The sequence below is a fragment of the Sinorhizobium sp. BG8 genome, from assembly GCF_016864555.1.
Classification (GTDB): domain Bacteria; phylum Pseudomonadota; class Alphaproteobacteria; order Rhizobiales; family Rhizobiaceae; genus BG8.
The window spans coordinates 631,099-653,120 of sequence record NZ_CP044011.1 but is presented as its reverse complement, the minus strand read 5'-3'; the positions used below and the strand labels follow the sequence as shown (position 1 = coordinate 653,120).

Genomic DNA, 22,022 nt, shown 5'->3' with positions numbered 1-22,022 from the left:
GTCGCTCAGCCTTCGGATTCCGTCGCGATCAACTTCCAGTTTGGATCGCGCGAGCGGACGTCGCGGGCGAAAGTCCAGAGATCGTTGACTTCGGCAACCGTCTCGGCATCGCCGTCAACGAGGTTTCCGGCCTTGTCGTAGGTTGCGGAAATTAGCTGGCTGACGATGCGCAGCGTGATGTTGGTTTCCTGGCTCTTGACCTCGGCAGACACGATATCCGCCTTTTCGATACCGACAAAGCTCGACTTGACGACCTCGCCCTTGCTTTCGCGTTCGGAAATCGCCGCGTCGAACCCCTCGTAGACTTCGCGCGAGAGCAGGTTCTTCAGCGTCTTCCGGTCGCCATCCGCGAAGGCGACGACGATCATTTCGTAGGCCATACGCGCGCCGTTGAGAAACTCCTTGGGATCGAAGGATGGGTCAGCCTTGACGATCGCCCGCAATGATTCGTTGAGCTGCGAGCCGGCCGGTGCAAATGCATCCACGGCCGCGAAAGCATTTTCCGTTTCCTGGTTTCCATCCCGCCGAGGCAGAGTTACAACCTTGTCGCGATCCGCGGGATCACCGGTCTCGATACCGTCCCGCTTGGCATAGGGATCGACGGGCGGACGTTCGTGGCCGGTACGACGACCGAGAACGTTGCGCAACTGCAGGAATATGATCACTGCCGCGACAAGGAAGAAGATCGTTACAAAGTCGAATGAGCCCATCTGGAAACCGGTACCGCCGTTCTTATTATCTGATCCATTCCCATATAGTCCGCAAAAGCGCATCATTCAAATGCGCAAAAAGGAGGGCGCGCGTTCTCGCACCTTCCTGACACGGCAATACGAAACGAGACACCATGTTGAGACTCATTCCGGCGGTTCTATTTCTTCTACTGCCACTCGGCGAAATCGCCTGTTTCATTCTCGTCGGCCGCCAGATAGGCGTGCTGCCGACCCTGTCGCTGGTCCTGCTGTCCGGCGTTCTCGGCATCCTCCTGATGCGCATCCAGGGTTTTGGCGCCCTGTTGCGCCTACGTCAGGCGGCTCAGGAAGGCAAACTGCCCGGCCGAGAGATGCTCGATGCCGCGATGATCGTGGTCGCAGGCCTGTTGCTCCTCATTCCCGGCTTCCTTACAGACGTCCTGGGTATCGCCTTGTTCCTTCCGCCCGTTCGGCAATGGGTATGGAAGCGACTGCTGAAGGGCGTCGTCGTGGTGGACATCCCCTCCTCCACGCCCGATGCAGACCGCAGACAGCCCGAAATTCATACGATCGACCTCGACTCCGACGACTTCCAGCGCAATTCGGAGCGGTGATCGCAGGGTTGTAAGCAGTAGGCCGAAATGGTAGATGGCCACACCTGCATGACGACCCGAGGAAAGTCCAATGTCAACCGATTCAGAATCCGGAAACAGCCCGTCGCTCAATATCCTGGCCCAGTACGTGAAGGACTTCTCCTTTGAGAACCCGGGCGCGCCGCGCTCCCTTCAGGCACGGGAAAAGGCCCCGGCGATCAACATCAACGTGAACGTCAACGCAAATCCGTTGTCCGAAACGGAATTCGATGTCGTACTCTCGCTGAGTGCCGACGCAAAGGAAGATGACAAGATTCTCTTCCACACCGAACTCGCTTACGGCGGCGTGTTCCGCATTTCCGGTTTCCCCCAGGAACACATGCTGCCGGTGCTCTTCATCGAGTGCCCGCGCTTGCTCTTCCCCTTCGCGCGGCAGATCATCGCGGACGCAACGCGCAATGGCGGCTTCCCGCCGCTGATGATCGACCCCATCGATTTCGCGCAGATGTTTACACAGCGCATGGCTGAGGAACAGCTGAAATCGAAAGTCGCGAATGCACCGAACTGAGACCGTATCCATCGGTTTTGCAGACGCCCGGCTCAACGCCGGGCGTTTTTGTTTCAAGATCCCATAGCTCCCACTGCTGATGGAAGCTCAGCTTACTCGCCGTACTTGTTCCAGATTGCACCCGCACCGATTTTCCCGACCATTGCAGCATGCTTGGCGAGATCTTCCTCGGTGATCCTGGGAGGCAAGGGGTGTTCGCGCACAGGAAGTGGAATCAGGACGTCGTCCCGTTCGTCCTGATCAGACCGCTTTTGGCGCGTTTCCACACCAAGTCCGAGAGCCGCCTGGCGGCCGCCGATCATCTCTATGTAGACCTCGGCGAGAAGTTCGGAGTCCAGGAGCGCGCCATGCTTGGTTCGATGCGAATTGTCGATACCATAGCGCCGGCAAAGGGCGTCCAGCGAATTCGGACCCATTGGATGCTTGCGCCGTGCAAGTGCCAGCGTATCCAGAACCTCATCGGCGGGAACAGGCGCTATGCCGAGCCGTTCGAATTCCGCGTTGATGAAGCCCATATCGAAGTTCGCATTATGGGCGACCCATCGTGCGCCCTTGAAGAAGGCCTGCAGTTCTTCGACGATCGCCGAAAACAAAGGCTTGCCCGCCAGGAACTCATCGGTGATGCCGTGCACGGCGAGAGCGTCCGGGTGCACCTTCCTGTCGCCGGGATTGATATAGACGTGGAACGTCCGCCCGGTCGGGAAGTGGTTTTCCAGTTCGATGCCGCCGATTTCAATCACCCGGTCGGCCCGATTGTCGAGGCCGGTTGTTTCCGTATCGAATATGATCTCGCGCATTGGTCCGCTTTCAGCCTCTCCGACCGGCAAGGGTCTCTACAATGTCTTCCACCTGTTGCCTCGCGGCTTCAAGTCCCTTTCCAGTGTCGACCACAAAATCCGCTCGCCGCCGTTTCTCCGCGTCCGGCATTTGACGGGAAAGCACCAACTCGAACTTTTCGGGCGTCATATTGGGCCGGGCGAGCACGCGCTGCCGTTGGATTTCCGGATCACAGGTCACGACAACAACCTTGTCGACCCGATTTTCGCCGCCAGTCTCGAACAGCAAAGGAACGTCCAGGACCGCGATCTTGCTGCCCGACGTCCGTTCCCTGGTTATGAAGGCCTGCTCCTCCTGTCGCACCAGAGGGTGCACGATGGCCTCGAGTTCAGAGAAACGTTCCGGGTGGTCGGCAAGGATTGCCGAAAGGGCTTTGCGGTCGACTACGCCATTCTTCACCGCATCGGGAAAGCTCCGTCCGATCGGCCCTACCGCCTTGCCGCCATAAAGGGCGTGGACGGTGTCGTCGGCGTCATGAACCGGTATCCCGAGTTCCCTGAACATTGCCGAAGTCGTCGATTTACCGGTGCCAATCGATCCCGTCAGGCCGACCACGATCACGGATGGCTCTCCATATCGTCGATGATCATCTGCCGGAGCTTTGCGTCCACCTCCGGGCGAACACCGAACCAGCGTTCGAAACCGGGCGCGGCCTGATGGAGGAGCATGCCGAGACCATCGACAGTCGCAACTCCCTGTTCTTCCGCCTGGCGCAGAAAAGGTGTTCGCAGGGGGACGTAGACGATGTCGGTGACGATGGCGCCATCTCTCATTGTCGAGAAATCAATCGTCGGGGCCTGCTCCCCGTCCATTCCGAGAGAGGTGGTGTTGACGAACAGCCCGGCGCCGACGGTGACCTCCGCAAGTGCATCAAGGGAGTGCGCATGCACTTTTTCTCCGAAGCGGTCGGCGAGTTCACGTGCCCGTGCCACGGTCCGGTTCACGACATGGACCTCGCGAAAACCCCTGTCCCGGACGGCCTGGATGACGGCGCGGCTCGCACCCCCGGCTCCGAGGATCACCGCGCGCTCTGCTTTTTCCCAGCCCGGTGCAAGATCATCGAGATTGGCGGTGAAGCCGGCGCCATCCGTATTCGTCGCCCAGATCAGCCCGTTCTCGCGCCACAGCGTGTTCGCAGCACCGAGTTCGGTGCTTAGTTCGTCCGGCTTGTCGGCGAGGCGACAGGCTATCTCCTTGTGCGGGATGGTTACATTGCCACCGCAAAATCCTGACGACCCGTCTTTCAGGCTCCCCATGAACTGCGGGAAGTTCGCGGGTTCAACTTCTATGCGCTCGTAGCTCCCCGACAGGCCAAGTTGTTCCAGCCAGTGGCCGTGAATGAGAGGCGAGCGCGAGTGTTTGATCGGATACCCGGCGACAAAAGCGTGGTTAACAAATGTTTCACGTGAATCAGCCATCGATGACTGCCATTTCTCTCAACTGTTGCAGGACCGGCAGCATTGGCAGGCCCACGATGGTGAAGTAGTCGCCCTCGACAGTGTCGAAGAGCTGAATCCCTTCGCCTTCCAACTGGTAGGCGCCGACGCTCGACAGGGCCTTTTCGCCGACACGCGACAAATAGCGGGCAATGAATTCAGCGGATAGTTCACGCATCTTCAGACGCGCAGTCGAGACATGCCGCCATTCGACCTCTCCCGACCGGCAGAAGACCACTGCACTGTTGAGTTCGTGGGTTCTACCCGAAAGTGCAAGCAGGTGACTTCGGGCCTCATCCATGTCGGCAGGTTTGTGAAACACCGAGCGGCCAAGCGACAAGGTCTGGTCCGATCCGATGATCACCGCGCCAGGAAACCGTTCGGAGACGTTTTGCGCCTTCGCTTCCGCAAGCGCGAGCGCTACCTCCTTGGGAGAAGGGTCGGATGCCGCCATGCGGACCTCGATCTCACGCTCGTCGATTTCCGCCGGCGCGGTTTCGAAGGCAAGACCGGCGTTCTGCATCAGCATGCGTCGGAACGGGCTTTGCGAAGCGAGAATGAGGAGGCCGCTCATGTTTCTGTTTATCTCCAGCTTGCCAAGGTGGTTAACGAAGCTTTGGTCTGAGGGCAACTATTGCGGCCGCGGTTTCCTCGATCGAACGCCGCGTGACATCGATGATCGGCCAATTGTTGCGCGCGCAGAGGGTGCGCGCATATTTAAGCTCCTCCGCAATCTGGGCCCGGTCCGTGTATTCCTCGCCGCGAAAGCCCTGTATGGAACCGAGGACGCGGTTGTGGCGGACCTGCGATATCCGATCCGTTGTGGCAACGAGTCCAACGATCAGCGGCTTCGTCGCCGTCGTCAGCCTTTCAGGCAAAGGCACTCCAAGCACGATCGGAATGTTGGCCGTCTTGATGCCGCGATTGGCAAGATAGATGCTGGTCGGGGTTTTTGACGTCCGGCTAATGCCGACCAGGATGACATCCGCCTCATCGAGATCCGTCGGCAACTGGCCGTCGTCGTGATCCATGGTGAAGTTGAGCGCGTCGATCCGGGAGAAGTACTCCGCGTCCATTACGTGCTGCGCTCCAACCCGCCGGCGCGAGGGCGCTCCAAGATAGGACTGGAACAGATCGATGATCGGCTCCAGAACAGAGACGCAGGGTACGCCCATTTCCCGGCATCGCTGATCAACCACAGCGGAAAGCTCGCGATCGACGATTGTATAGAGCACGATTCCCGGCGCTCCATCGATTGCATCGAGCACGGGCATCAATTGCTTGCGATTTCGCACGAGTGGATAGACGTGTTCCAACGCCTGGGATGCCTGGAACTGGGCAGCGGCGGCACGGCCCGCGGCTATCAGCGTCTCTCCCGTCGAGTCGGAAATCAGGTGGAGATGGAAGTAGTTTTTCGGGTTCTCCACATTATCCTCCGTCACCTGTTGATAGTCCGGGACAGCTTGAGCTAACGGCGGGAGCCGTCGCCAGGCAAGGGGAAAACTGCCTTGTTTTCCACAATTCTCCCCAGCGAGAATTCGTGCCGCGGATCCCTGTGGAAATGACTCACGGAATGGCAAAGTGTCGCAACAATCCACAATCTGTCCACAGAAACCTACTCAGGGTGTATTTCATATCTTTCTGATTATTATAGATTTTTTGAACTATCCTCACAATGCACCTACATTTCGAATATCCATCCGGTTCACGAACCCCATTTCCGCGGGCGGGTGTGAATCTGTGGATCCGATTTAATCCTTGAATCTCACCGACTCTAAGAAATAGAAGCTCTTTTAAAGATCTTCTTTATTTCTTTGGAGAACCCGGCCAGTGACGGCTTCAGTCAGGAAAATTGTCGAAGTCCTCAATGGGAAGACGGTATCGCCTCCTCCGGTCTGGCTTATGAGACAGGCTGGTCGCTATCTTCCGGAATATCGGGAAACGAGGACCAAGGCCGGGAGCTTCCTTGACCTCTGCTACAATCCTGATCTCGCGGTCGAGGTTACGCTCCAGCCGATCCGCAGATACAGCTTTGACGCTGCCATCCTGTTCTCGGACATTCTCGTCATACCGGATGCGTTGAAGCGCAACGTGCGCTTCGAGGAAGGGCATGGCCCTCGTCTCGACCCGATTGCTGCGGAGCAAATCCGTACGCTCGATCCCCGGGGCGTTTCCACGCACCTCTCCCCGGTAATCGAGACCGTGCGCCGGTTGCGGGTCGAACTGCCGCCTGAGGTGGCCCTGCTCGGCTTCTGTGGAGCCCCCTGGACCGTTGCGACCTACATGATTGCGGGTCATGGGACTCCCGACCAGGCACCCGCCCGCCTCTTCGCATACCGGGAGCCGGACGCCTTCGCATTCCTGCTTGATTTTCTCGCTGACGTTTCGGCCGACTACCTCGTCGCCCAAATCGATGCGGGCGCGGACGCAGTGCAGATATTCGATTCCTGGGCCGGCGTGCTCGGAGAGGATGAGTTCGCCCGTTTTGCTGTCCGTCCGGTCCGGCGGATTATTGATTCCGTTCGTGCGCGCCGTCCTTCTGCGAAGATCATTGCCTTCGCGAAAGGCGCCGGCGTCCTGCTCAAGAACTATCGTCAGGAGACGAAGGCTGACGCGATCGGCCTTGATTGGGCTGTGCCGCTCTCCTTCGCGGCCGACCTCCAGAAGGACGGTCCGGTGCAGGGCAATCTTGACCCGATGCGCGTTGTGGCTGGCGGAAAGGCTCTGGACGACGGTATTTCCGCGATCCTGGACAAGCTCGGGAATGGACCGCTGATCTTCAATCTGGGGCACGGAATAACCCCGCAGGCTGATCCGGAGAATGTCCAGCGGCTTGTCGAAGGCGTCAGAAGGCGAGGAACGTGACAGCAGCAGCGACAGACCCGGAACCCGGCAGGAAGGTCCGCCGTCGTGCGGCGGTGGCACTCTGTCTTTTCGCGGGAGCGGCTGCCTTGTTGATGCTGTTTCCTCCCGACGATATTTACCTCTGGATCAAGGCTCTGCATGTGATCGCCGTCATCTCCTGGATGGCCGGCCTCCTCTACCTGCCGCGGCTCTTCGTCTATCACGTGGATGCGAAAAGAGGCTCGGTCCAGTCGGAGACCTTCAAGGTCATGGAGAGACGGCTCTACAGGGCGATCATGAACCCTGCCATGATGCTCTCCTGGATTCTCGGTCTCTATCTCGCCTGGTCGGTCTATGGCTTTCAGGGCGGCTGGCTCCACGCGAAACTTGCCTTCGTGGCCATCCTCACCGGTGTTCACGTGTTTTACGGTCGATCGGTCAGGGCATTTTCCCGTGATGAAAACCGGCTTACGGGGCGGCAATGGCGTTTTCTCAACGAGGCGCCTGCCCTGTTGATGGTGTTGATCGTGATCCTGGTCGTGGTGAAGCCGATCTGAGCAGGAAGGGGCGAAACTTTAATTCGGAAACGGCAACGTTTCCACTTGCGGCCCGTGATGTGAATCGCTATTTTCCGGCCATCTCATCTATCGCGGCATGTGTATTTGTTCAGTGAACTGCATCTTCCCCCCGCAGTTCGATCTTGACCCGCACGCCTGTTTTTCCATCCAGCACTCCTTACGTGGACTCTTCATGGCTGAAATGAAGCTACAAGACCTCAAGAACAAGACTCCGACCGATCTCCTGGCATTTGCTGAATCGCTCGAGGTCGAAAACGCGAGCACAATGCGCAAGCAGGAACTCATGTTTGCGATCCTGAAGATGCTCGCCAGCCAGGATATCGAGATCATCGGAGAAGGCGTCGTCGAAGTCCTGCAGGATGGTTTTGGGTTCCTCCGTTCGGCCAATGCGAATTATCTTCCGGGTCCGGATGACATCTACATTTCTCCATCGCAGATCCGGCGCTTCTCGCTGAAGACCGGCGACACTGTCGAAGGTCCGATCCGTGGACCGAAGGAAGGCGAACGTTACTTTGCGCTCCTGAAGGTCAACACGATTAACTTCGATGATCCGGAGAAGATCCGCCACAAGGTTCATTTCGACAATCTGACGCCGCTCTATCCGAACGAACGCTTCAAGATGGAGCTGGAGATCCCGACGTCGAAGGATCTGTCGCCGCGGGTCATCGATCTCGTTGCGCCGTTGGGCAAGGGCCAGCGTGGCTTGATCGTCGCACCGCCCCGCACCGGTAAGACCGTTCTCTTGCAGAACATCGCCCATTCCATCACCGCCAACCATCCGGAATGTTATCTCATCGTTCTCCTGATCGACGAGCGTCCGGAAGAAGTCACGGACATGCAGCGCTCCGTGAAGGGCGAGGTCGTCTCCTCGACGTTCGACGAGCCGGCTACGCGGCACGTCCAGGTGGCCGAAATGGTCATCGAGAAGGCCAAGCGCCTGGTCGAACATGGGCGCGACGTCGTCATCCTGCTCGACTCGATCACGCGCCTCGGACGCGCCTACAACACGGTTGTCCCCTCATCGGGTAAGGTTCTGACGGGTGGTGTCGATGCGAACGCCCTTCAGAGGCCCAAGCGGTTCTTCGGTGCGGCCCGTAACATCGAGGAAGGTGGCTCTCTCACAATTATCGCTACGGCGCTGATCGATACCGGCAGCCGCATGGACGAAGTCATCTTCGAAGAATTCAAGGGAACCGGCAACTCGGAAATCGTGCTGGACCGGAAGGTGGCAGACAAGCGCATCTTCCCTGCCATGGACATTCTCAAGTCCGGCACGCGTAAAGAAGACCTGCTCGTTCCGCGCCAGGACCTTCAGAAGATCTTTGTCCTTCGCCGGATTCTTGCCCCGATGGGAACGACCGATGCAATCGAGTTCCTGATCGACAAACTCAAGCAGACGAAGAACAATTCCGACTTCTTCGACTCAATGAATACGTAAGTCCGTTAGCCGGATTCACTTTTAGCATAGACAAAGGCCCGGCAGTAACCGGGCCTTTTTGCGTGAAGTGTCTCGCGGATTCAATCTGGATCTGCAAGCAATGATGCGATATGACGCCGCTTCCTGCGTTCAGATGCCCCCTATTGTGGCCACGCTTCCGGATACTCACATGACAAGCTCGGATACTATCTTTGCCCTTTCCAGTGGCGGGCTTCCTTCGGGCGTTGCGGTCATTCGCATCAGCGGGCCGCAGTGCTTCGCCGTGCTCGGAGAATTGTGTGGACCTGTGCCGGCTCCACGTGTAGCCGGCCTCCGTCCGATTCGGAACCGAAATGGAGAGCAACTCGATACGGGCCTCGCGCTATATTTTCCGGCGCCAGCCTCTTTCACAGGAGAGGATTGCGGAGAACTTCAGATTCACGGCGGCAGGGCGGTCGTTGCCAGCGTGTTGAGAACGCTTTCTGAATCGGGTCTTCGCCAAGCCGAGGCGGGTGAGTTCACCCGACGGGCCTTTCACAATGGGAAGCTGGACCTCATCGAAGTTGAAGGTCTCTCGGATCTCATCGTCGCTGAAACCGAGATGCAGCGGCGGCTCGCTTCGGAGCATGCGGCAGGAGGTCTCTCTGCTCTATATGAATCCTGGGCAAAGCGTCTGACGCACGCTCGCGCCATGATCGAAGCCGAGCTCGATTTTGCAGATGAGGATGACGTACCTGGCTCGGTCGCCGACACGATTTGGAAGGATATGGATACCCTCCGCCAGGAGATCGCGAAGCATGCTGAAGGGACCGGAATTGGAGAGATCATCCGGGACGGCCTGAAGATTGTCATTGCCGGCAAACCGAATGCCGGCAAGTCGAGCCTCCTCAACTATTTGACCAAGCGCGATGTGGCGATCGTCACAGACATACCAGGGACCACCAGAGACGTGATCACAGTGGATCTGGACCTGAACGGTTTTGCGGTGCGCTTCTATGATACCGCCGGCATTCGCGACACCGATGAGCCCGTCGAGCGCGAAGGTATTCGTCGCGCCAGGCTTGCGATGAATGATGCAAATCTTGTGCTTTTGCTTGGTGACGAACCGGAAACCGATTGGGACGTATTGAGGTCCGGCCACACGGGACCGGTCATCCGCGTCGGCACAAAGGCCGATCTTCGCCATACGGAATGGTTGGACGATCTCCCCGATGTTATGATATCGACACGGACCGGCGAAGGCATCGATGAACTGTTGTCGCGGATCAGGGGCCACCTCCCGCACTTGTCCGGAGCTGGAGCTCTCGCCCTACCTTCCAGGCAACGTCATCGATTATGTTTGGAAGAGGTGGCTGATGCCATCGGTCATGCGTTGGGGTCGCACGCGCTTGGTCTCGATATCCAGGCGGAGTATCTGCGACTGTCAGCGGTAGCGCTTGGTCGCATCACTGGCGCGACCGATGTAGAGAACCTGCTGGACGTGATCTTTTCCGAATTCTGTATCGGAAAGTGATTCACGTGAAACAGCAATGCTCTCAATGCGAGTCAAGGGTCCCGTTTCACGTGAAACGTTTGGGCACAACAGAGGAAGATCTGTGTCATGCAGTATGATGTCGTTGTCATTGGCGGCGGACACGCCGGAAGCGAGGCCGCTTCGGCTGCCGCTCGGCTGGGCGCTCGCACTGCGCTGGTGACGCACAAGAAATCTACGATAGGATTGATGTCGTGCAATCCGGCCATCGGCGGATTGGGCAAGGGGCATCTCGTCCGCGAAGTTGATGCGCTGGACGGGCTTATGGGTCGCGTCGCCGACAAGGCGGGAATTCAGTTTCGCCTTCTTAATAGGCGAAAAGGGCCAGCCGTTCGTGGCCCTCGGACCCAGGCTGACCGCAAGCTCTATCGCGAGGCGATGCAAGAGATCCTGACATCGCATCCGAACCTCGACACTATCGAGGGCGATGCTTTCGATGTGGAAAGCACGGATCGACGTATAGCGGCCGTGATACTGAAAGACGGAAGGCGCATCGAGTGCGCCGCCGTGGTTGTAACGACCGGCACCTTCCTGCGCGGCCTCATCCACATCGGCGATCGTAAGATACCTGCCGGTCGGATAGGAGAAGATCCGTCGACCGGCCTTTCCTCCACGCTCGAACGACTGGGAATAAAACTGGCGCGGCTCAAGACCGGTACCCCGGCGCGACTGGACGGCAAGACCATCGACTGGGCATCGATCGGACGGCAGAGCGCCGATGAGGACCCTGTTCCTTTCTCCTTCATGACAGATCGCATCACAACGCCGCAAATCGATTGCGGCGTCACCCGGACCGTGCCAGCGACTCACCGCATCATCGAGGAAAACCTCAAGAGATCGGCAATGTACTCCGGACAGATCGAAGGCGTCGGTCCGCGGTATTGTCCGTCGATCGAGGACAAGATCGTCAAGTTCGGGGAGCGTGATGGTCACCAGATCTTTCTCGAACCCGAGGGTCTCGACGACGACACTGTGTACCCGAATGGAATTTCGACCTCGCTACCGGCGGAGGTGCAGGATGCTTTCATTCACACCATACCCGGGCTCGAGGCTGTGACAATCCTGCAGCCGGGCTATGCGATCGAGTATGACCATGTCGACCCTCGGGAACTGACGGCAGCCTTGGAAGTGCGGAAACTGCCCGGGCTGTTTCTGGCCGGTCAGATTAACGGTACGACGGGCTACGAGGAGGCAGCGGCACAAGGTCTTGTGGCAGGACTTAACGCAGCGCGGCAAGCCGCGGGCATGTCACCGTTCACCTTCAGTCGCACAGATAGCTATATCGGGGTGATGATCGATGACTTGACTACAAGGGGTGTGACCGAGCCATACCGCATGTTTACGTCCCGGGCTGAGTATCGGCTTTCCCTGCGTGCTGACAATGCTGATGTCCGCCTCACGCCTGTCGGAGAGCGGATTGGTCTCGTTGGGTTGGATCGGTCCCAAAAGTTCACGCAGTGGCAGAACGACATGGATCGCTTGCGCCGAACACTGAAGGCCGTGTCGCTCACGCCACCTGAAGCGGCCAGGCACGACCTCAAAATCAACCAGGACGGGCAGCGGCGAAGCGGATACGACCTTTTGTCATATCCGAACATGACGATCGAACGGCTGGGTGCAATCTGGCCGAATCTCCTGGACTCCTCCCCTCGTGTTCGCGAGGCTGTGGAGATCGAGGCGAGCTATGCAGTCTATATGGATCGACAGGCAGCGGATGTGGCTGTCGTCCGCCGAGAGGAAGCTAGAACGATACCGCATGACTTTGACTTCAGATCAATGTCCGGTTTGTCAAATGAACTGCTTCAGAAATTGGAAGCGTTGCGGCCAAGCAACGTTGCCCAGGCTGCAAAAGTCGAGGGTATGACCCCGGCCGCGATATCCCTGCTCCTCGCACACCTGAAGAAAACCGACCGCGAATCTTCAACCCAGCTACCGGGAATGGCAGCTTTGCAATGAATAAGAGTCCTCCTTCTACAACTAACGGTTTGCGTGTTTCACGTGAAACAGAAGAACGGTTAAGAGCATTCGAAGCACTGCATCGAAAGTGGAGCAAGGCGATCAATCTCGTAGCTCCATCCACGCTTCCCGACCTATGGCAGCGACATATCCTGGATAGTAGCCAGATCTACAGGCTGGCGCCTGGGCCAAGACAATGGATTGACCTCGGAAGCGGCGGAGGGTTTCCAGGTATCGTAACTGGAATCATGCTGGCAGAATCCGGCGACGGTTGGGTACATCTCGTCGAAAGCAACAACAAGAAGGCGGCATTTCTTCGGGCGGCGATCGCGGAGACTGGTGCGCGCGCGTCAGTCCATCCGATTCGGATCGAGGATGCGCAGAAAGCCATTCCAGAGTGTGATTCGATCTCGGCTCGTGCTCTCGCGGAGCTCCAAATGCTCCTCGAATTCGTGTCTCCGTGGATGCTGGACCGTCCAAGCACACGCGCTTTCTTTCATAAAGGACGGGATTACCAATCGGAGATCGACAAAGCCGTTGGTTGCTGGCGATTCGATCTGTTAAAACATCCAAGTGTCGTCGAACCCGACTCACTTGTGCTCGAGATATCAAATCTCTCGCGCAATACTCTGTGACTGGTGGATCTTGAGATGGCAGGCGAGAAGAACCGGATCATCACAATTGCAAATCAAAAAGGTGGAGTGGGAAAAACAACCACGGCCATAAACCTCGCTACTGCTCTTGCGGCGATCGGCGAGAGCGTCTTGATCGTGGATCTTGATCCGCAGGGGAATGCCAGCACCGGATTGGGCATCGATCGACGCGATCGAAAGTTCTCGTCTTATGATCTCCTGATCGGGACGCATGGCATCGGCGATATCGTATTGGAGACGGCCGTCCCCAATCTTTCGATCGTTCCGTCGACAATGGACCTGCTCGGAATCGAAATGGAAATTGCGCAGGAGAGCGATCGGGTGTTTCGCCTGAAGCGTGCGCTTGCAACGGCCGAGGCCCTGGCGTACTCGTATGTTCTGGTCGATTGCCCTCCTTCGTTCAATCTTCTCACGATGAACGCCATGGCTGCAGCGCACTCTGTCCTGGTTCCATTGCAGTGCGAATTCTTTGCGCTCGAAGGCCTGAGCCAGCTTTTGGAAACGGTCGATCAGGTGCGGCGCTCGGTCAATCCGCTCCTCGACATCCAGGGGATCGTCCTGACGATGTTCGACTCGCGGAACAACCTTGCCCAGCAGGTCGTCAGCGACGTCCGCACGCATCTGGGCGATAAGGTCTACCACACACTTATTCCTCGAAATGTACGGGTATCCGAAGCTCCTTCCTATGGGAAACCCGCCATTCTGTACGATCTCAAATGTGCCGGCAGCCAGGCCTATCTGCAGCTGGCGTCGGAAGTGATACAGCGCGAACGTCTTCGAAAAGCGGCCTGACGTCTCTGGCGTATAACTGTGAGTAGAAACCATGAATGATGACAACTCGAAACGACGGCTCGGCCGCGGCCTTGCAGCCTTGATCGGAGAGATGGACCAGCCGGTCCAGCAAGGGGTTGCGCCCTCGGCCGTAAACCCGGATCGTCAGGTGCCGATCGAATTTGTCGGCCGCAACCCGCGCAATCCGCGGCGCTACTTCGATGAATCCGAGCTGCAGGACCTCGCTTCCTCCATCCGACAACATGGGATCGTTCAGCCTGTTGTCGTTCGCACTATTGCGCAGGATCGCTTCGAGATCATCGCCGGTGAACGGCGCTGGCGCGCGGCGCAGCTCGCTGGCTTCGTTGAAATTCCAGTGATCGTGCGGGACGTTGACGATCGTACGGCGCTTGAAATTGCTATCGTTGAGAACGTGCAGCGTTCGGACCTCAACCCGCTCGAGGAGGCGATGGGGTATGATCAGCTGATTGCGGAACATGGGTATACGCAGAACGACCTAGGCGAAATTATCGGCAAGAGCCGCAGTCATGTCGCCAACAGCCTTCGTCTGCTCAAGCTGCCGGAACCGGTGCGGGACATGCTCGCGTCTGGGTCTCTCTCGGCAGGTCACGCGCGGGCCCTCATTCCGACCTCGGATCCCGTAGCCCTTGCCCGTTCCATTGTGGCAAAGGGCATGTCCGTTCGTGACGCTGAGAGGCTTGCGCAGAACGACATCAAGGCTCAATCCAATCCGGGTGGTGCTGAAGCGCATCGCAAGGAGGAGAAGGACGCTGATACTGTTGCGCTCGAGCGGACGCTGTCGGATAGCCTCGGCCTACAGGTTACGGTGAACCATAAGGGCACGGGTGGGCAGCTTCGGATTTCCTACAAAACGCTCGAGCAGCTGGAAGAAATCTGCCGGTTGCTGGAACGACGCTAATCGTAGATTATTAGCCGGATTCAGCCGTTATTTGCGTGCAGATTGCAGAACCGTCGCCAGCAAGGTGTGGATGGCGACGGTGTCCTCGATCGTTGCTTTCTGGCGACTTTGCAGAATTGCGGCCTGCAAACGCTGCGCCTCCCGGCGAATGGCAGAGGTCGACCAAATCTTCAGTGCGTTCTCGATGACCGGTTTGCGTCGGAAATGAAGGTGGCGGCCCAACGTTGCGACAACCTGCGGCGCTGGAAGACGTTTCTCATCCATTTCCGACCGCATCAAGTCCAGCAACTGAAACGTCCGCAAGCATCCCTGCAGGACGAGAAAGATCGGCGTCTTGGATGCGACGATCTTCTGCATGGACTGGATGAAGGCGGCCTTGTCACCTTTCAGAATCGCGTCGACCGCGTCATCCGTGGAAATCGCGCTTGCGTCCCCGACCGCAGCCAGTACGTCTTCTTCCTCGATCGTCGCCATGCCGCGGCAGTAGAGTACCAGTTTGCGGATCTCGTTTCGCGACGCCAGGCGATCGCCGCCGAGCGATTCGACAAGGCGCAGCCTGGCCGCCGGTGATAGCCTGAGGTTCTCAGCCGAAAGTTCCTGGTCAATCAGTGTGTTGAGTGCCCGGCCGTCATCCGCATAGCACGGAATCGCTGCGACCTGGCGGGAGGTTTCGGCGAGTTTGCGGAGGCCCGCACCCTTCTTGAGGTCGCCGGCTTCTACGATGATCGTGCAGTCGGGGGGCGGCTTGTCGGCGAGAGCCTCCATGGCCTGCACGAGCGGTTTTTCGTTCGCGGTTCCGCGTACCCACACCAGCCGCTTGCCGCCGAACAGACCAAGCGCATTCGCCTCGTCCATCAACCGTCCGGGATCGGACGCGATATCCGACACGTCGAGCTTGATGACCGAGAACGGGTCGTCGAGCGCTACGCCCGTGCCTTTTGCCAGCAGCCCTGCCCTCTCGGAAACCATCCCGCGATCCGGTCCGTAGACCACGAACAGACGATAGGTCTGCGCCGACTTCTGGAGAAAACCCTCGAACTCGTGCGACTTGATGTCGACCATGGCGGGATACTACTTCGCCAATGCGGCGGCGATATCGGCCCTGATCAGCTCAGCGAGTTCCCGTGCTGCCCGATCCTGGGCGTCACGAGTCGCTCGAAGCTTCGCAAATTCCTGCACCGGGAAATCGACGAGCGCGACAGCAGAACGCCTACCCGACCGGACCGTCTCACCAGTGTCCGCCTTGGCAAGGTTGTAGTCCGCGGAAACGACGATGCGCCCAGCGCGAGGACTGTCATCCTTGGGGTCCAGCAGCACGCCGATATCGCGCACCGAGACATTCATCTCCATGCGGTATTGCGGGTTGGCAGGCTCGCCAGAACCGCCGCCGAGCAGGAATATCAGGCTGTTCCTGACCTTCTGCTCGACTCGATCGTCGGCTTCCGAAATCTCGATGGAAGCAAGAACCTCCTGCATTCCGGAGCCGTCGGAGTAAAGCGGACGGACCTGACATCCGGAAATGACGCCCAGCAGAAGGAGGGTTGCACCGATCTTCAGGGCGCGGGTCGTTTTCGATCCGTCAGACAACAACATTCACGATCCTCTGGGGAACCACGATTATCTTTTTCGGGCGTTGCCCTCCAAGCACGGCCTGGACGGCTTCAAGGGCGAGTACAGCGTTCTCGACGGCAGTCTGATCTGCGTCGCGGGCGATTGTCAAATCGCCGCGCTTCTTGCCATTGATCTGCACGGGCAGCGTCATTTCGTTTTCCGCAACAAGAGCCTCGCTGTAACGGGGCCAGCTTGCGGTTGCGACGAGGCCACTGCCGCCAATTTCGCGCCAGCACTCTTCTGCCAGATGCGGCATTATCGGTGCGATGGTGGCGATCAGGATCTCGGCCGCATCGCGCAGTGCTCCGTTGAGCTCTGGCGTCGCCGAGCCGGACGCTGCCTTGGCAAGCGGGGCCGCCAGTCCGTTCACGAATTCGTAGATGCGGGCCACAGCCTTGTTGAAGGCGAGCTTGTCGTAGTCGACCTGAACGGCCTTCAGCGTCTTGTGAGCGAGCTGGGAGACCTGCAACGCCTCGTCACTCCCGCCCGTCTGCGCCTCGACGCCGCGGAGCGAAGGCGCGGCCTCGCTGAGCAGACGCCAAACGCGCTGGACAAAGCGATGTGCGCCCTCCACACCTGCCTCGGACCAAATCACGTCGCGATCGGGCGGTGAATCCGAGAGAACGAAGAAGCGCGCGGTATCAGCGCCATAAGAGGCAATGATGTCGTCCGGATCGACGACATTCTTCTTCGATTTGGACATCTTCTCGATCGAACCGATCGCGATCTCCTCACCGGTTTCCAGATGCACGGCGCGACGCTTTCCGTCGAGCTCCTCTATGCGGATCTCGGCCGGCGTCACCCACTCACGCTTGGCGCCAGAGCCGCGGCTGTAGGTCTCGTGGACGACCATTCCCTGAGTGAACAGTCCCTTGAAGGGCTCCTTGAGATCGACGTGACCGGCGACCTGCATCGCGCGGGTGAAGAAGCGCGAATAGAGAAGGTGCAGAATGGCGTGCTCGATGCCGCCGATATACTGGTCCACCGGCAACCAGCTGTTTGCCGCCGCGGGATCCGTCGGCTGGTCTTCCCAGGGTGCAGTGAACCGCGCGAAATACCAGGACGAATCAACAAATGTGTCCATCGTGTCGGTCTCGCGCCGGGCGGGCTTCGCGCAGTGCGGGCAGGCGACATTGCGCCAGGTCGGGTGACGGTCGAGCGGATTGCCGGGCTTGTCGAACGTGACATCGTCAGGCAGCTTGACCGGCAGGTCCGCCTTCGGCACGGGAACCACGCCGCAGTCCTCGCAATGAATGACCGGTATGGGGCAGCCCCAATAGCGCTGACGGGAGATCCCCCAGTCGCGCAGGCGGAAGTTCACGGTCCGCTCGCCTTGCGGCTTGTTGCCGAGGAGGGTCGAACCGAGCTTTTCAGCCACCGCGTCGAACGCGGCCGAGGTCGAAAGACCGTCGAGGAAGCGCGAATTTATCATCACGCCGTCGCCCACATAGGCTTCGTCGCCGATAGAGAAGGTCGATTGATCCGTACCTTCGGGCATGACGACAGGCGTAACCGGCAGATCGTACTTGCGGGCGAAGTCGAGGTCGCGCTGGTCGCCGGAAGGGCAGCCGAAGATGGCGCCCGTGCCGTAGTCCATCAGCACGAAATTCGCGATATAGACCGGAAGCTCCCAGTCAGCGTCAAGCGGATGACGCACCCGGATGCCGGTGTCGATACCTTTCTTTTCAGCCGTCTCGAGAGCGGCGAGAGAGGTTCCGGCGCGGCGGGTTTCCTCGCAGAAGGCCTCAATTGCAGCGTTCTTGGCGGCCGCATCCCGCGCCAGCGGGTGATCGGCCGCGATTGCCAGGAACGACGCACCAAAAAGCGTGTCGGGCCGCGTCGTGTAGACCGTTACTTCCTTCTCTGCCGTGAGACTCGCATCCTCGGAAATTTCCCAGCGAAGCAGCATGCCCTCAGATCTACCGATCCAGTTCTTCTGCATCAGCCGAACCTTTTCAGGCCACTGATCGAGACCGTTGAGGGATTCGAGCAGATCCTGGCTGAAATCGGTGATCTTGAAGAACCACTGCGTCAGTTCACGCTGCTCGACGAGTGCGCCGGATCTCCAGCCCCGTCCGTCGATCACCTGCTCGTTGGCGAGCACGGTGTTGTCGACCGGGTCCCAGTTGACCTTGGACTGCTTGCGGTAGACCAGGCCCTTCTCAAGGAAGTCGAGAAAGAGGTGCTGTTGACGCTGGTAGTACTCCACATCGCAGGTTGCGAATTCGCGGGACCAGTCGAGCGACAATCCCATCGCCTTCAGCTGGGACTTCATGGAGGCGATGTTTTGGTATGTCCAGGAGGCGGGGTGGACGCCGCGTTCCATGGCGGCGTTTTCCGCCGGCATGCCGAACGCATCCCAGCCCATCGGATGAAGCACGTTATAGCCGCGCGCACGCTTGTAGCGGGCTACGACATCCCCCATCGCATAGTTGCGCACATGGCCCATGTGGATTCGGCCCGAGGGATACGGGAACATCTCGAGCACATAATATTTGTCCCGCGGGTCTTCGTTCTTCGTCAGAAAGACGTCTTCGTCGTTCCATTTTGCCTGCCAGCGGGGCTCGGCATCGCGCGGATTGTAACGTTCGGTTGCCATGTCGTTGATGTTCCGGAAGTCTTGGGAAAGGGCGAAGCCCGTACGAATATGTGGCGAGACCTTCACCATGAAACAGCGATAGCGTCAAGTTTTGACGGGTCTTTCGGGCTGCAAAGAGGCGCGCGCCGTTGCTTGGTCTTGGCAAAGGCCGGCGATTTCGCTAGGTCCGGCCTCAAAGATAGTCTTTGGAGACCGAAATGGAACTGCAAGAGCGTCTGGCAGAGGTTCGCGATCGCATCGGCAAGGCTGCGCGGTCAGCGGGGCGCGCAGCGGATGGCGTCAGCCTTGTCGCCGTCTCCAAGACGTTCGATGCGGACGCGATCCTGCCGGCAATCGAAGCGGGCCAGAGGATTTTCGGAGAGAACCGAGTCCAGGAGGCACAGGGAAAGTGGCCATCGCTCAGGGCGGAGTTCGAGGGCATCGAACTCCATCTCATAGGGCCACTGCAGTCGAACAAGGCAGCTGATGCAGTTTCGCTGTTCGATGTGATCGAGACAGTCGATCGCGAAAAGATCGCCCGCGCAATTGCGGCCGAGGCAGACCGGCAGCAGCGGAAGCCACGCCTCTACGTACAGGTCAATACGGGACTTGAGCCACAAAAGGCGGGCATCGCGCCGGATGACACCGAAGCGTTCGTGGATCACTGCCGATCCGAATTGGGACTGTCCATCGAGGGGCTGATGTGTATCCCACCGGCTGACGAAAATCCCGGTCCACATTTCGCCCTCCTGGCGAAGCTCGCCGCCCGGTGTGGGCTTGAAAAACTGTCCATGGGCATGTCCGGCGACTATGAGACAGCGGTCGCATTTGGGGCGACCAGCGTACGCGTGGGCTCGGCCATCTTCGGAAGCCGCTGACCGGAGCGATCCTGTCGTCCACAATTGCCGTCCCGGACTCCTTGCGAGTGCGCAATCGCGGGCGATTTCCCACGGCCGCTTCTTACTCTTTCGTCTGGCTTCCATGACCCCCGTCGGTTTCCTATGCTTCCCTCCGGAGGCGGTGATCTCGCATCACCAGCGAATTCGGGAGGAGAACGGTCATGGCAAGCATCTATGCGGCCACCTATGCGCAATGGAAGACGGACCCATCGGCCTATTGGGCCGAAGCCGCCGGAGCGATCGACTGGTTCACGGAACCGAATACGGTCTTCGATGGCGAGCGCGGCGTCTGTGGCCACTGGTTTCCTGATGGCGAGACCAACACTTGCTACAATTGCGTCGACCGACATGTGGCACGCGGCCGCGGGAACCAGACCGCACTGATCTACGATAGCCCCGTGACGGACCAGATCCGTCGCTACACCTATCGGGAGCTTCTTGTCGAAGTAGAGAGCGTTGCGGCGGTCCTCTCCGAGCTCGGCGTGGAGCGCGGCGACCGTGTCATCATCTACATGCCCATGGTTCCCGAAGCGGTCTTCACGATGCTTGCGTGCGCCCGGCTGGGGGCTATCCATTCCGTGGTGTTCGGCGGATTTGCGGCCAACGAGCTCGCGACACGCATCGATGACTGCGGCGCGAAGGTGGTGGTGTCAGCCAGCTGCGGGATCGAGCCGGGCCGTGTCGTCGCCTACAAACCGTTGCTTGATGCGGCAATCGACATCGCCGTTCACAAGCCGGAGCATTGTCTCATACTGCAGCGGCAGGAACTCGAGGCCGCGTTGATCGCGGGCCGAGACCTGGATTTCACCGATGCTGTCGTGGCCGCAAAGATCGAGGGACGCCGGCCGGGCTGCATTGCGGTGAACGCGACGGATCCGCTCTACATACTCTATACTTCGGGAACGACCGGGCAGCCCAAGGGCGTGCTGCGTGACAATGGCGGGCACATGGTGGCGCTCGCCTGGAGCATGCCAAACTTCTATGGCGTTCAGCCGGGCGAGGTCTTCTGGGCCGCGTCCGACATTGGTTGGGTGGTGGGTCATTCCTACATTGTCTACGGACCGCTGCTGAACGGCAGCACGACCGTACTCTATGAAGGAAAGCCGGTTGGCACGCCTGATGCCGGTGCCTATTGGCGTGTGATCGAACAGCACCGCGTCTCGGTGCTCTTCACGGCGCCGACTGCATTTCGGGCGATCCGCAAGGAAGACCCTACCGGGGCGTTCATTGGAAAATACGACCTGTCCTCGCTTCGCGCTCTCTTCCTTGCCGGGGAAAGGGCGGACCCGGATACCTTGCAATGGGCAGAGGGAGTGCTGGGGATACCGGTCGTCGATCACTGGTGGCAGACCGAGACGGGCTGGCCGGTGGCGGGCAATCCGCTGGGGCTCGGCCTGCTGCCCGTGAAGCATGGGTCACCGGCCGTTCCACTCCCGGGCTACGAGGTCCACGTGCTCGACGATGCCGGTCATCAGGTCGGGTCAGGCACTCTGGGCAACATCACCGTCAAGCTCCCCTGCCCCCGGTTGCCTCCCCTCGTTCTGGAATGCAGACGAGCGGTTCAGGAAGGCCTGCCTGATGGAGTTTCCGGGCTACTACAAAACGGCCGACGCCGGGTATATTGATGAGGACGGCTACGTCTTCATCATGTCGCGCACGGACGACATCATCAATGTCGCCGGTCATCGTCTCTCCACCGGTGCGATGGAAGAGGTCTGCGCCAGTCACCCTGATGTTGCCGAATGCGCTGTCATCGGAATTGCCGACGCGGTGAAGGGGCAGATTCCCGCGGGTTTCCTTGTCCTCAACAGCGGTGTTTCACGTGAATCATCGTTAATCGAACGCGAAGTGGTCGCTCTCGTACGAGACCGCATCGGGCCGGTTGCCGCATTCAAGATGGCCATTTGCGTCAAGCGGCTGCCGAAGACCAGGTCGGGGAAAATCCTGCGCGGTACCATGCAGAAGATCGCCGACAGGCAGGAATGGAAGATGCCGGCGACAATCGACGATCCGGCAATCCTGGATGAAATAACCGCAGTTCTCGATGATCGAGGCGTCCGGGCATGAACAGCATTTCCTGCCCCCGTATGGTGCGGTGCCAGGGGTCGCCTCAGCGTAGCC

The 22,022-nt window shown here is 59.1% G+C and carries 20 protein-coding genes and 1 pseudogene; 12 read left to right on the top strand and 9 right to left on the bottom strand.

The genetic code is table 11. From position 1 onward, the window contains the following. Positions 1 to 5: 5 nt before the first annotated feature. Positions 6 to 710: a Tim44/TimA family putative adaptor protein gene (locus F3Y30_RS02990; RefSeq protein ID WP_203425086.1), complete on the bottom strand. Its 705-nt coding sequence runs from the start codon at positions 708 to 710 to the stop codon at positions 6 to 8. A 134-nt stretch (positions 711 to 844) separates the two neighbouring features. On the opposite strand from F3Y30_RS02990, the gene F3Y30_RS02985 reads away from it, so the two are divergent. Together F3Y30_RS02985 and secB are read left to right on the top strand one after the other, a co-directional pair. Next, positions 845 to 1,303, top strand: coding sequence for an FxsA family protein (locus F3Y30_RS02985; protein WP_203425085.1), 459 nt, complete (start codon positions 845 to 847; stop codon positions 1,301 to 1,303). A 70-nt stretch (positions 1,304 to 1,373) separates the two neighbouring features. Beyond that, positions 1,374 to 1,850, top strand: coding sequence for a protein-export chaperone SecB (gene secB, locus F3Y30_RS02980; protein ID WP_203425084.1), 477 nt, complete (start codon positions 1,374 to 1,376; stop codon positions 1,848 to 1,850). 92 nt (positions 1,851 to 1,942) lie between these two features. Here secB and dnaQ read toward each other — a convergent pair whose 3' ends face one another. The 5 genes from dnaQ to F3Y30_RS02955 are packed head-to-tail and all read right to left on the bottom strand — an operon-like array spanning position 1,943 to position 5,550. After that, entirely contained in the window at positions 1,943 to 2,647 is a 705-nt protein-coding gene (gene dnaQ, locus F3Y30_RS02975; protein ID WP_203425083.1) for a DNA polymerase III subunit epsilon, read from the bottom strand. 10 nt (positions 2,648 to 2,657) lie between these two features. Then, positions 2,658 to 3,248 (bottom strand): dephospho-CoA kinase, encoded by a 591-nt coding sequence (gene coaE, locus F3Y30_RS02970; protein WP_203425082.1) that lies wholly within the window; start codon positions 3,246 to 3,248, stop codon positions 2,658 to 2,660. After that, a complete protein-coding gene (locus F3Y30_RS02965; RefSeq protein ID WP_203425081.1) occupies positions 3,245 to 4,105 on the bottom strand; it encodes a shikimate dehydrogenase in 861 nt (286 codons plus the stop codon). Before F3Y30_RS02965 ends, coaE begins: the two co-directional genes overlap by 4 nt. Continuing rightward, positions 4,098 to 4,697, bottom strand: a complete 600-nt coding sequence (locus F3Y30_RS02960) for a Maf-like protein (RefSeq protein ID WP_203425080.1) — start codon at positions 4,695 to 4,697, stop codon at positions 4,098 to 4,100. Before F3Y30_RS02960 ends, F3Y30_RS02965 begins: the two co-directional genes overlap by 8 nt. 31 nt (positions 4,698 to 4,728) lie before the next feature. After that, on the bottom strand, positions 4,729 to 5,550 hold the full coding sequence (locus F3Y30_RS02955; RefSeq protein WP_203425079.1) for a pyruvate, water dikinase regulatory protein: 822 nt from the start codon (positions 5,548 to 5,550) through the stop codon (positions 4,729 to 4,731). 403 nt (positions 5,551 to 5,953) lie between these two features. On the opposite strand from F3Y30_RS02955, the gene hemE reads away from it, so the two are divergent. The 8 genes from hemE (at position 5,954) to F3Y30_RS02915 (ending at position 14,813) form a co-directional block, all read left to right on the top strand. After that, complete coding sequence (gene hemE, locus F3Y30_RS02950; protein WP_203425078.1) at positions 5,954 to 6,988, top strand: uroporphyrinogen decarboxylase; 1,035 nt, start codon at positions 5,954 to 5,956, stop codon at positions 6,986 to 6,988. Then, positions 6,985 to 7,524 carry a protoporphyrinogen oxidase HemJ gene (gene hemJ, locus F3Y30_RS02945; protein WP_246752854.1) on the top strand — a complete coding sequence of 180 codons (540 nt, stop codon included), beginning with the start codon at positions 6,985 to 6,987 and terminating at the stop codon, positions 7,522 to 7,524. Before hemE ends, hemJ begins: the two co-directional genes overlap by 4 nt. 193 nt (positions 7,525 to 7,717) lie before the next feature. Further along, positions 7,718 to 8,983 carry a transcription termination factor Rho gene (gene rho / locus F3Y30_RS02940; protein ID WP_203425077.1) on the top strand — a complete coding sequence of 422 codons (1,266 nt, stop codon included), beginning with the start codon at positions 7,718 to 7,720 and terminating at the stop codon, positions 8,981 to 8,983. Positions 8,984 to 9,152: 169 nt separating this feature from the next. After that, positions 9,153 to 10,475 (top strand): tRNA uridine-5-carboxymethylaminomethyl(34) synthesis GTPase MnmE, encoded by a 1,323-nt coding sequence (mnmE, locus tag F3Y30_RS02935; RefSeq protein ID WP_203426460.1) that lies wholly within the window; start codon positions 9,153 to 9,155, stop codon positions 10,473 to 10,475. 87 nt (positions 10,476 to 10,562) lie between these two features. Beyond that, the gene (gene mnmG / locus F3Y30_RS02930) at positions 10,563 to 12,449 is read left to right on the top strand and encodes a tRNA uridine-5-carboxymethylaminomethyl(34) synthesis enzyme MnmG (RefSeq protein WP_203425076.1); all 1,887 of its coding nucleotides are present in this window, start codon (positions 10,563 to 10,565) and stop codon (positions 12,447 to 12,449) included. Further along, on the top strand, positions 12,446 to 13,084 hold the full coding sequence (rsmG, locus tag F3Y30_RS02925) for a 16S rRNA (guanine(527)-N(7))-methyltransferase RsmG (protein WP_203425075.1): 639 nt from the start codon (positions 12,446 to 12,448) through the stop codon (positions 13,082 to 13,084). Before mnmG ends, rsmG begins: the two co-directional genes overlap by 4 nt. Positions 13,085 to 13,099: 15 nt before the next feature. Further along, entirely contained in the window at positions 13,100 to 13,894 is a 795-nt protein-coding gene (locus F3Y30_RS02920) for a ParA family protein (protein WP_203425074.1), read from the top strand. Between the two features lie 31 nt (positions 13,895 to 13,925). Continuing rightward, on the top strand, positions 13,926 to 14,813 hold the full coding sequence (locus F3Y30_RS02915) for a ParB/RepB/Spo0J family partition protein (protein ID WP_203425073.1): 888 nt from the start codon (positions 13,926 to 13,928) through the stop codon (positions 14,811 to 14,813). 27 nt (positions 14,814 to 14,840) lie between these two features. Here the strand turns inward: F3Y30_RS02915 and holA are convergent, their stop codons facing one another. From holA to leuS, 3 genes are read right to left on the bottom strand one after another with little or no spacing between them, the layout of a single operon-like run. Further along, positions 14,841 to 15,875 (bottom strand): DNA polymerase III subunit delta, encoded by a 1,035-nt coding sequence (gene holA, locus F3Y30_RS02910; protein WP_203425072.1) that lies wholly within the window; start codon positions 15,873 to 15,875, stop codon positions 14,841 to 14,843. 9 nt (positions 15,876 to 15,884) lie between these two features. Beyond that, the gene (gene lptE / locus F3Y30_RS02905; protein WP_203425071.1) at positions 15,885 to 16,406 is read right to left on the bottom strand and encodes an LPS assembly lipoprotein LptE; all 522 of its coding nucleotides are present in this window, start codon (positions 16,404 to 16,406) and stop codon (positions 15,885 to 15,887) included. Continuing rightward, positions 16,393 to 19,023 carry a leucine--tRNA ligase gene (leuS, locus tag F3Y30_RS02900; RefSeq protein WP_203425070.1) on the bottom strand — a complete coding sequence of 877 codons (2,631 nt, stop codon included), beginning with the start codon at positions 19,021 to 19,023 and terminating at the stop codon, positions 16,393 to 16,395. The genes lptE and leuS overlap by 14 nt, the downstream gene beginning before the upstream one ends. Before the next feature lie 197 nt (positions 19,024 to 19,220). On the opposite strand from leuS, the gene F3Y30_RS02895 reads away from it, so the two are divergent. Next, positions 19,221 to 19,880 (top strand): YggS family pyridoxal phosphate-dependent enzyme, encoded by a 660-nt coding sequence (locus F3Y30_RS02895; protein ID WP_203425069.1) that lies wholly within the window; start codon positions 19,221 to 19,223, stop codon positions 19,878 to 19,880. A gap of 182 nt (positions 19,881 to 20,062) precedes the next feature. Further along, positions 20,063 to 21,968 (top strand): annotated as a pseudogene (locus F3Y30_RS02890) (propionyl-CoA synthetase). Positions 21,969 to 22,022 lie beyond the last annotated feature (54 nt).

Bases quoted from the DNA above. Each gene is read 5' to 3' on its own strand.
- rho (WP_203425077.1), top strand. From the start codon at position 7,718: ATGGCTGAAATGAAGCTACAAGACCTCAAGAACAAGACTCCGACCGAT.
- mnmG (WP_203425076.1), top strand. From the start codon at position 10,563: ATGCAGTATGATGTCGTTGTCATTGGCGGCGGACACGCCGGAAGCGAG.
- F3Y30_RS02960 (WP_203425080.1), bottom strand. From the start codon at position 4,697: ATGAGCGGCCTCCTCATTCTCGCTTCGCAAAGCCCGTTCCGACGCATG.
- leuS (WP_203425070.1), bottom strand. From the start codon at position 19,023: ATGGCAACCGAACGTTACAATCCGCGCGATGCCGAGCCCCGCTGGCAG.
- dnaQ (WP_203425083.1), bottom strand. From the start codon at position 2,647: ATGCGCGAGATCATATTCGATACGGAAACAACCGGCCTCGACAATCGG.
- F3Y30_RS02985 (WP_203425085.1), top strand. From the start codon at position 845: ATGTTGAGACTCATTCCGGCGGTTCTATTTCTTCTACTGCCACTCGGC.
- holA (WP_203425072.1), bottom strand. From the start codon at position 15,875: ATGGTCGACATCAAGTCGCACGAGTTCGAGGGTTTTCTCCAGAAGTCG.
- F3Y30_RS02965 (WP_203425081.1), bottom strand. From the start codon at position 4,105: ATGGCTGATTCACGTGAAACATTTGTTAACCACGCTTTTGTCGCCGGG.
- F3Y30_RS02915 (WP_203425073.1), top strand. From the start codon at position 13,926: ATGAATGATGACAACTCGAAACGACGGCTCGGCCGCGGCCTTGCAGCC.
- F3Y30_RS02895 (WP_203425069.1), top strand. From the start codon at position 19,221: ATGGAACTGCAAGAGCGTCTGGCAGAGGTTCGCGATCGCATCGGCAAG.
- lptE (WP_203425071.1), bottom strand. From the start codon at position 16,406: ATGTTGTTGTCTGACGGATCGAAAACGACCCGCGCCCTGAAGATCGGT.
- mnmE (WP_203426460.1), top strand. From the start codon at position 9,153: ATGACAAGCTCGGATACTATCTTTGCCCTTTCCAGTGGCGGGCTTCCT.
- F3Y30_RS02990 (WP_203425086.1), bottom strand. From the start codon at position 710: ATGGGCTCATTCGACTTTGTAACGATCTTCTTCCTTGTCGCGGCAGTG.
- F3Y30_RS02920 (WP_203425074.1), top strand. From the start codon at position 13,100: ATGGCAGGCGAGAAGAACCGGATCATCACAATTGCAAATCAAAAAGGT.
- rsmG (WP_203425075.1), top strand. From the start codon at position 12,446: ATGAATAAGAGTCCTCCTTCTACAACTAACGGTTTGCGTGTTTCACGT.
- secB (WP_203425084.1), top strand. From the start codon at position 1,374: ATGTCAACCGATTCAGAATCCGGAAACAGCCCGTCGCTCAATATCCTG.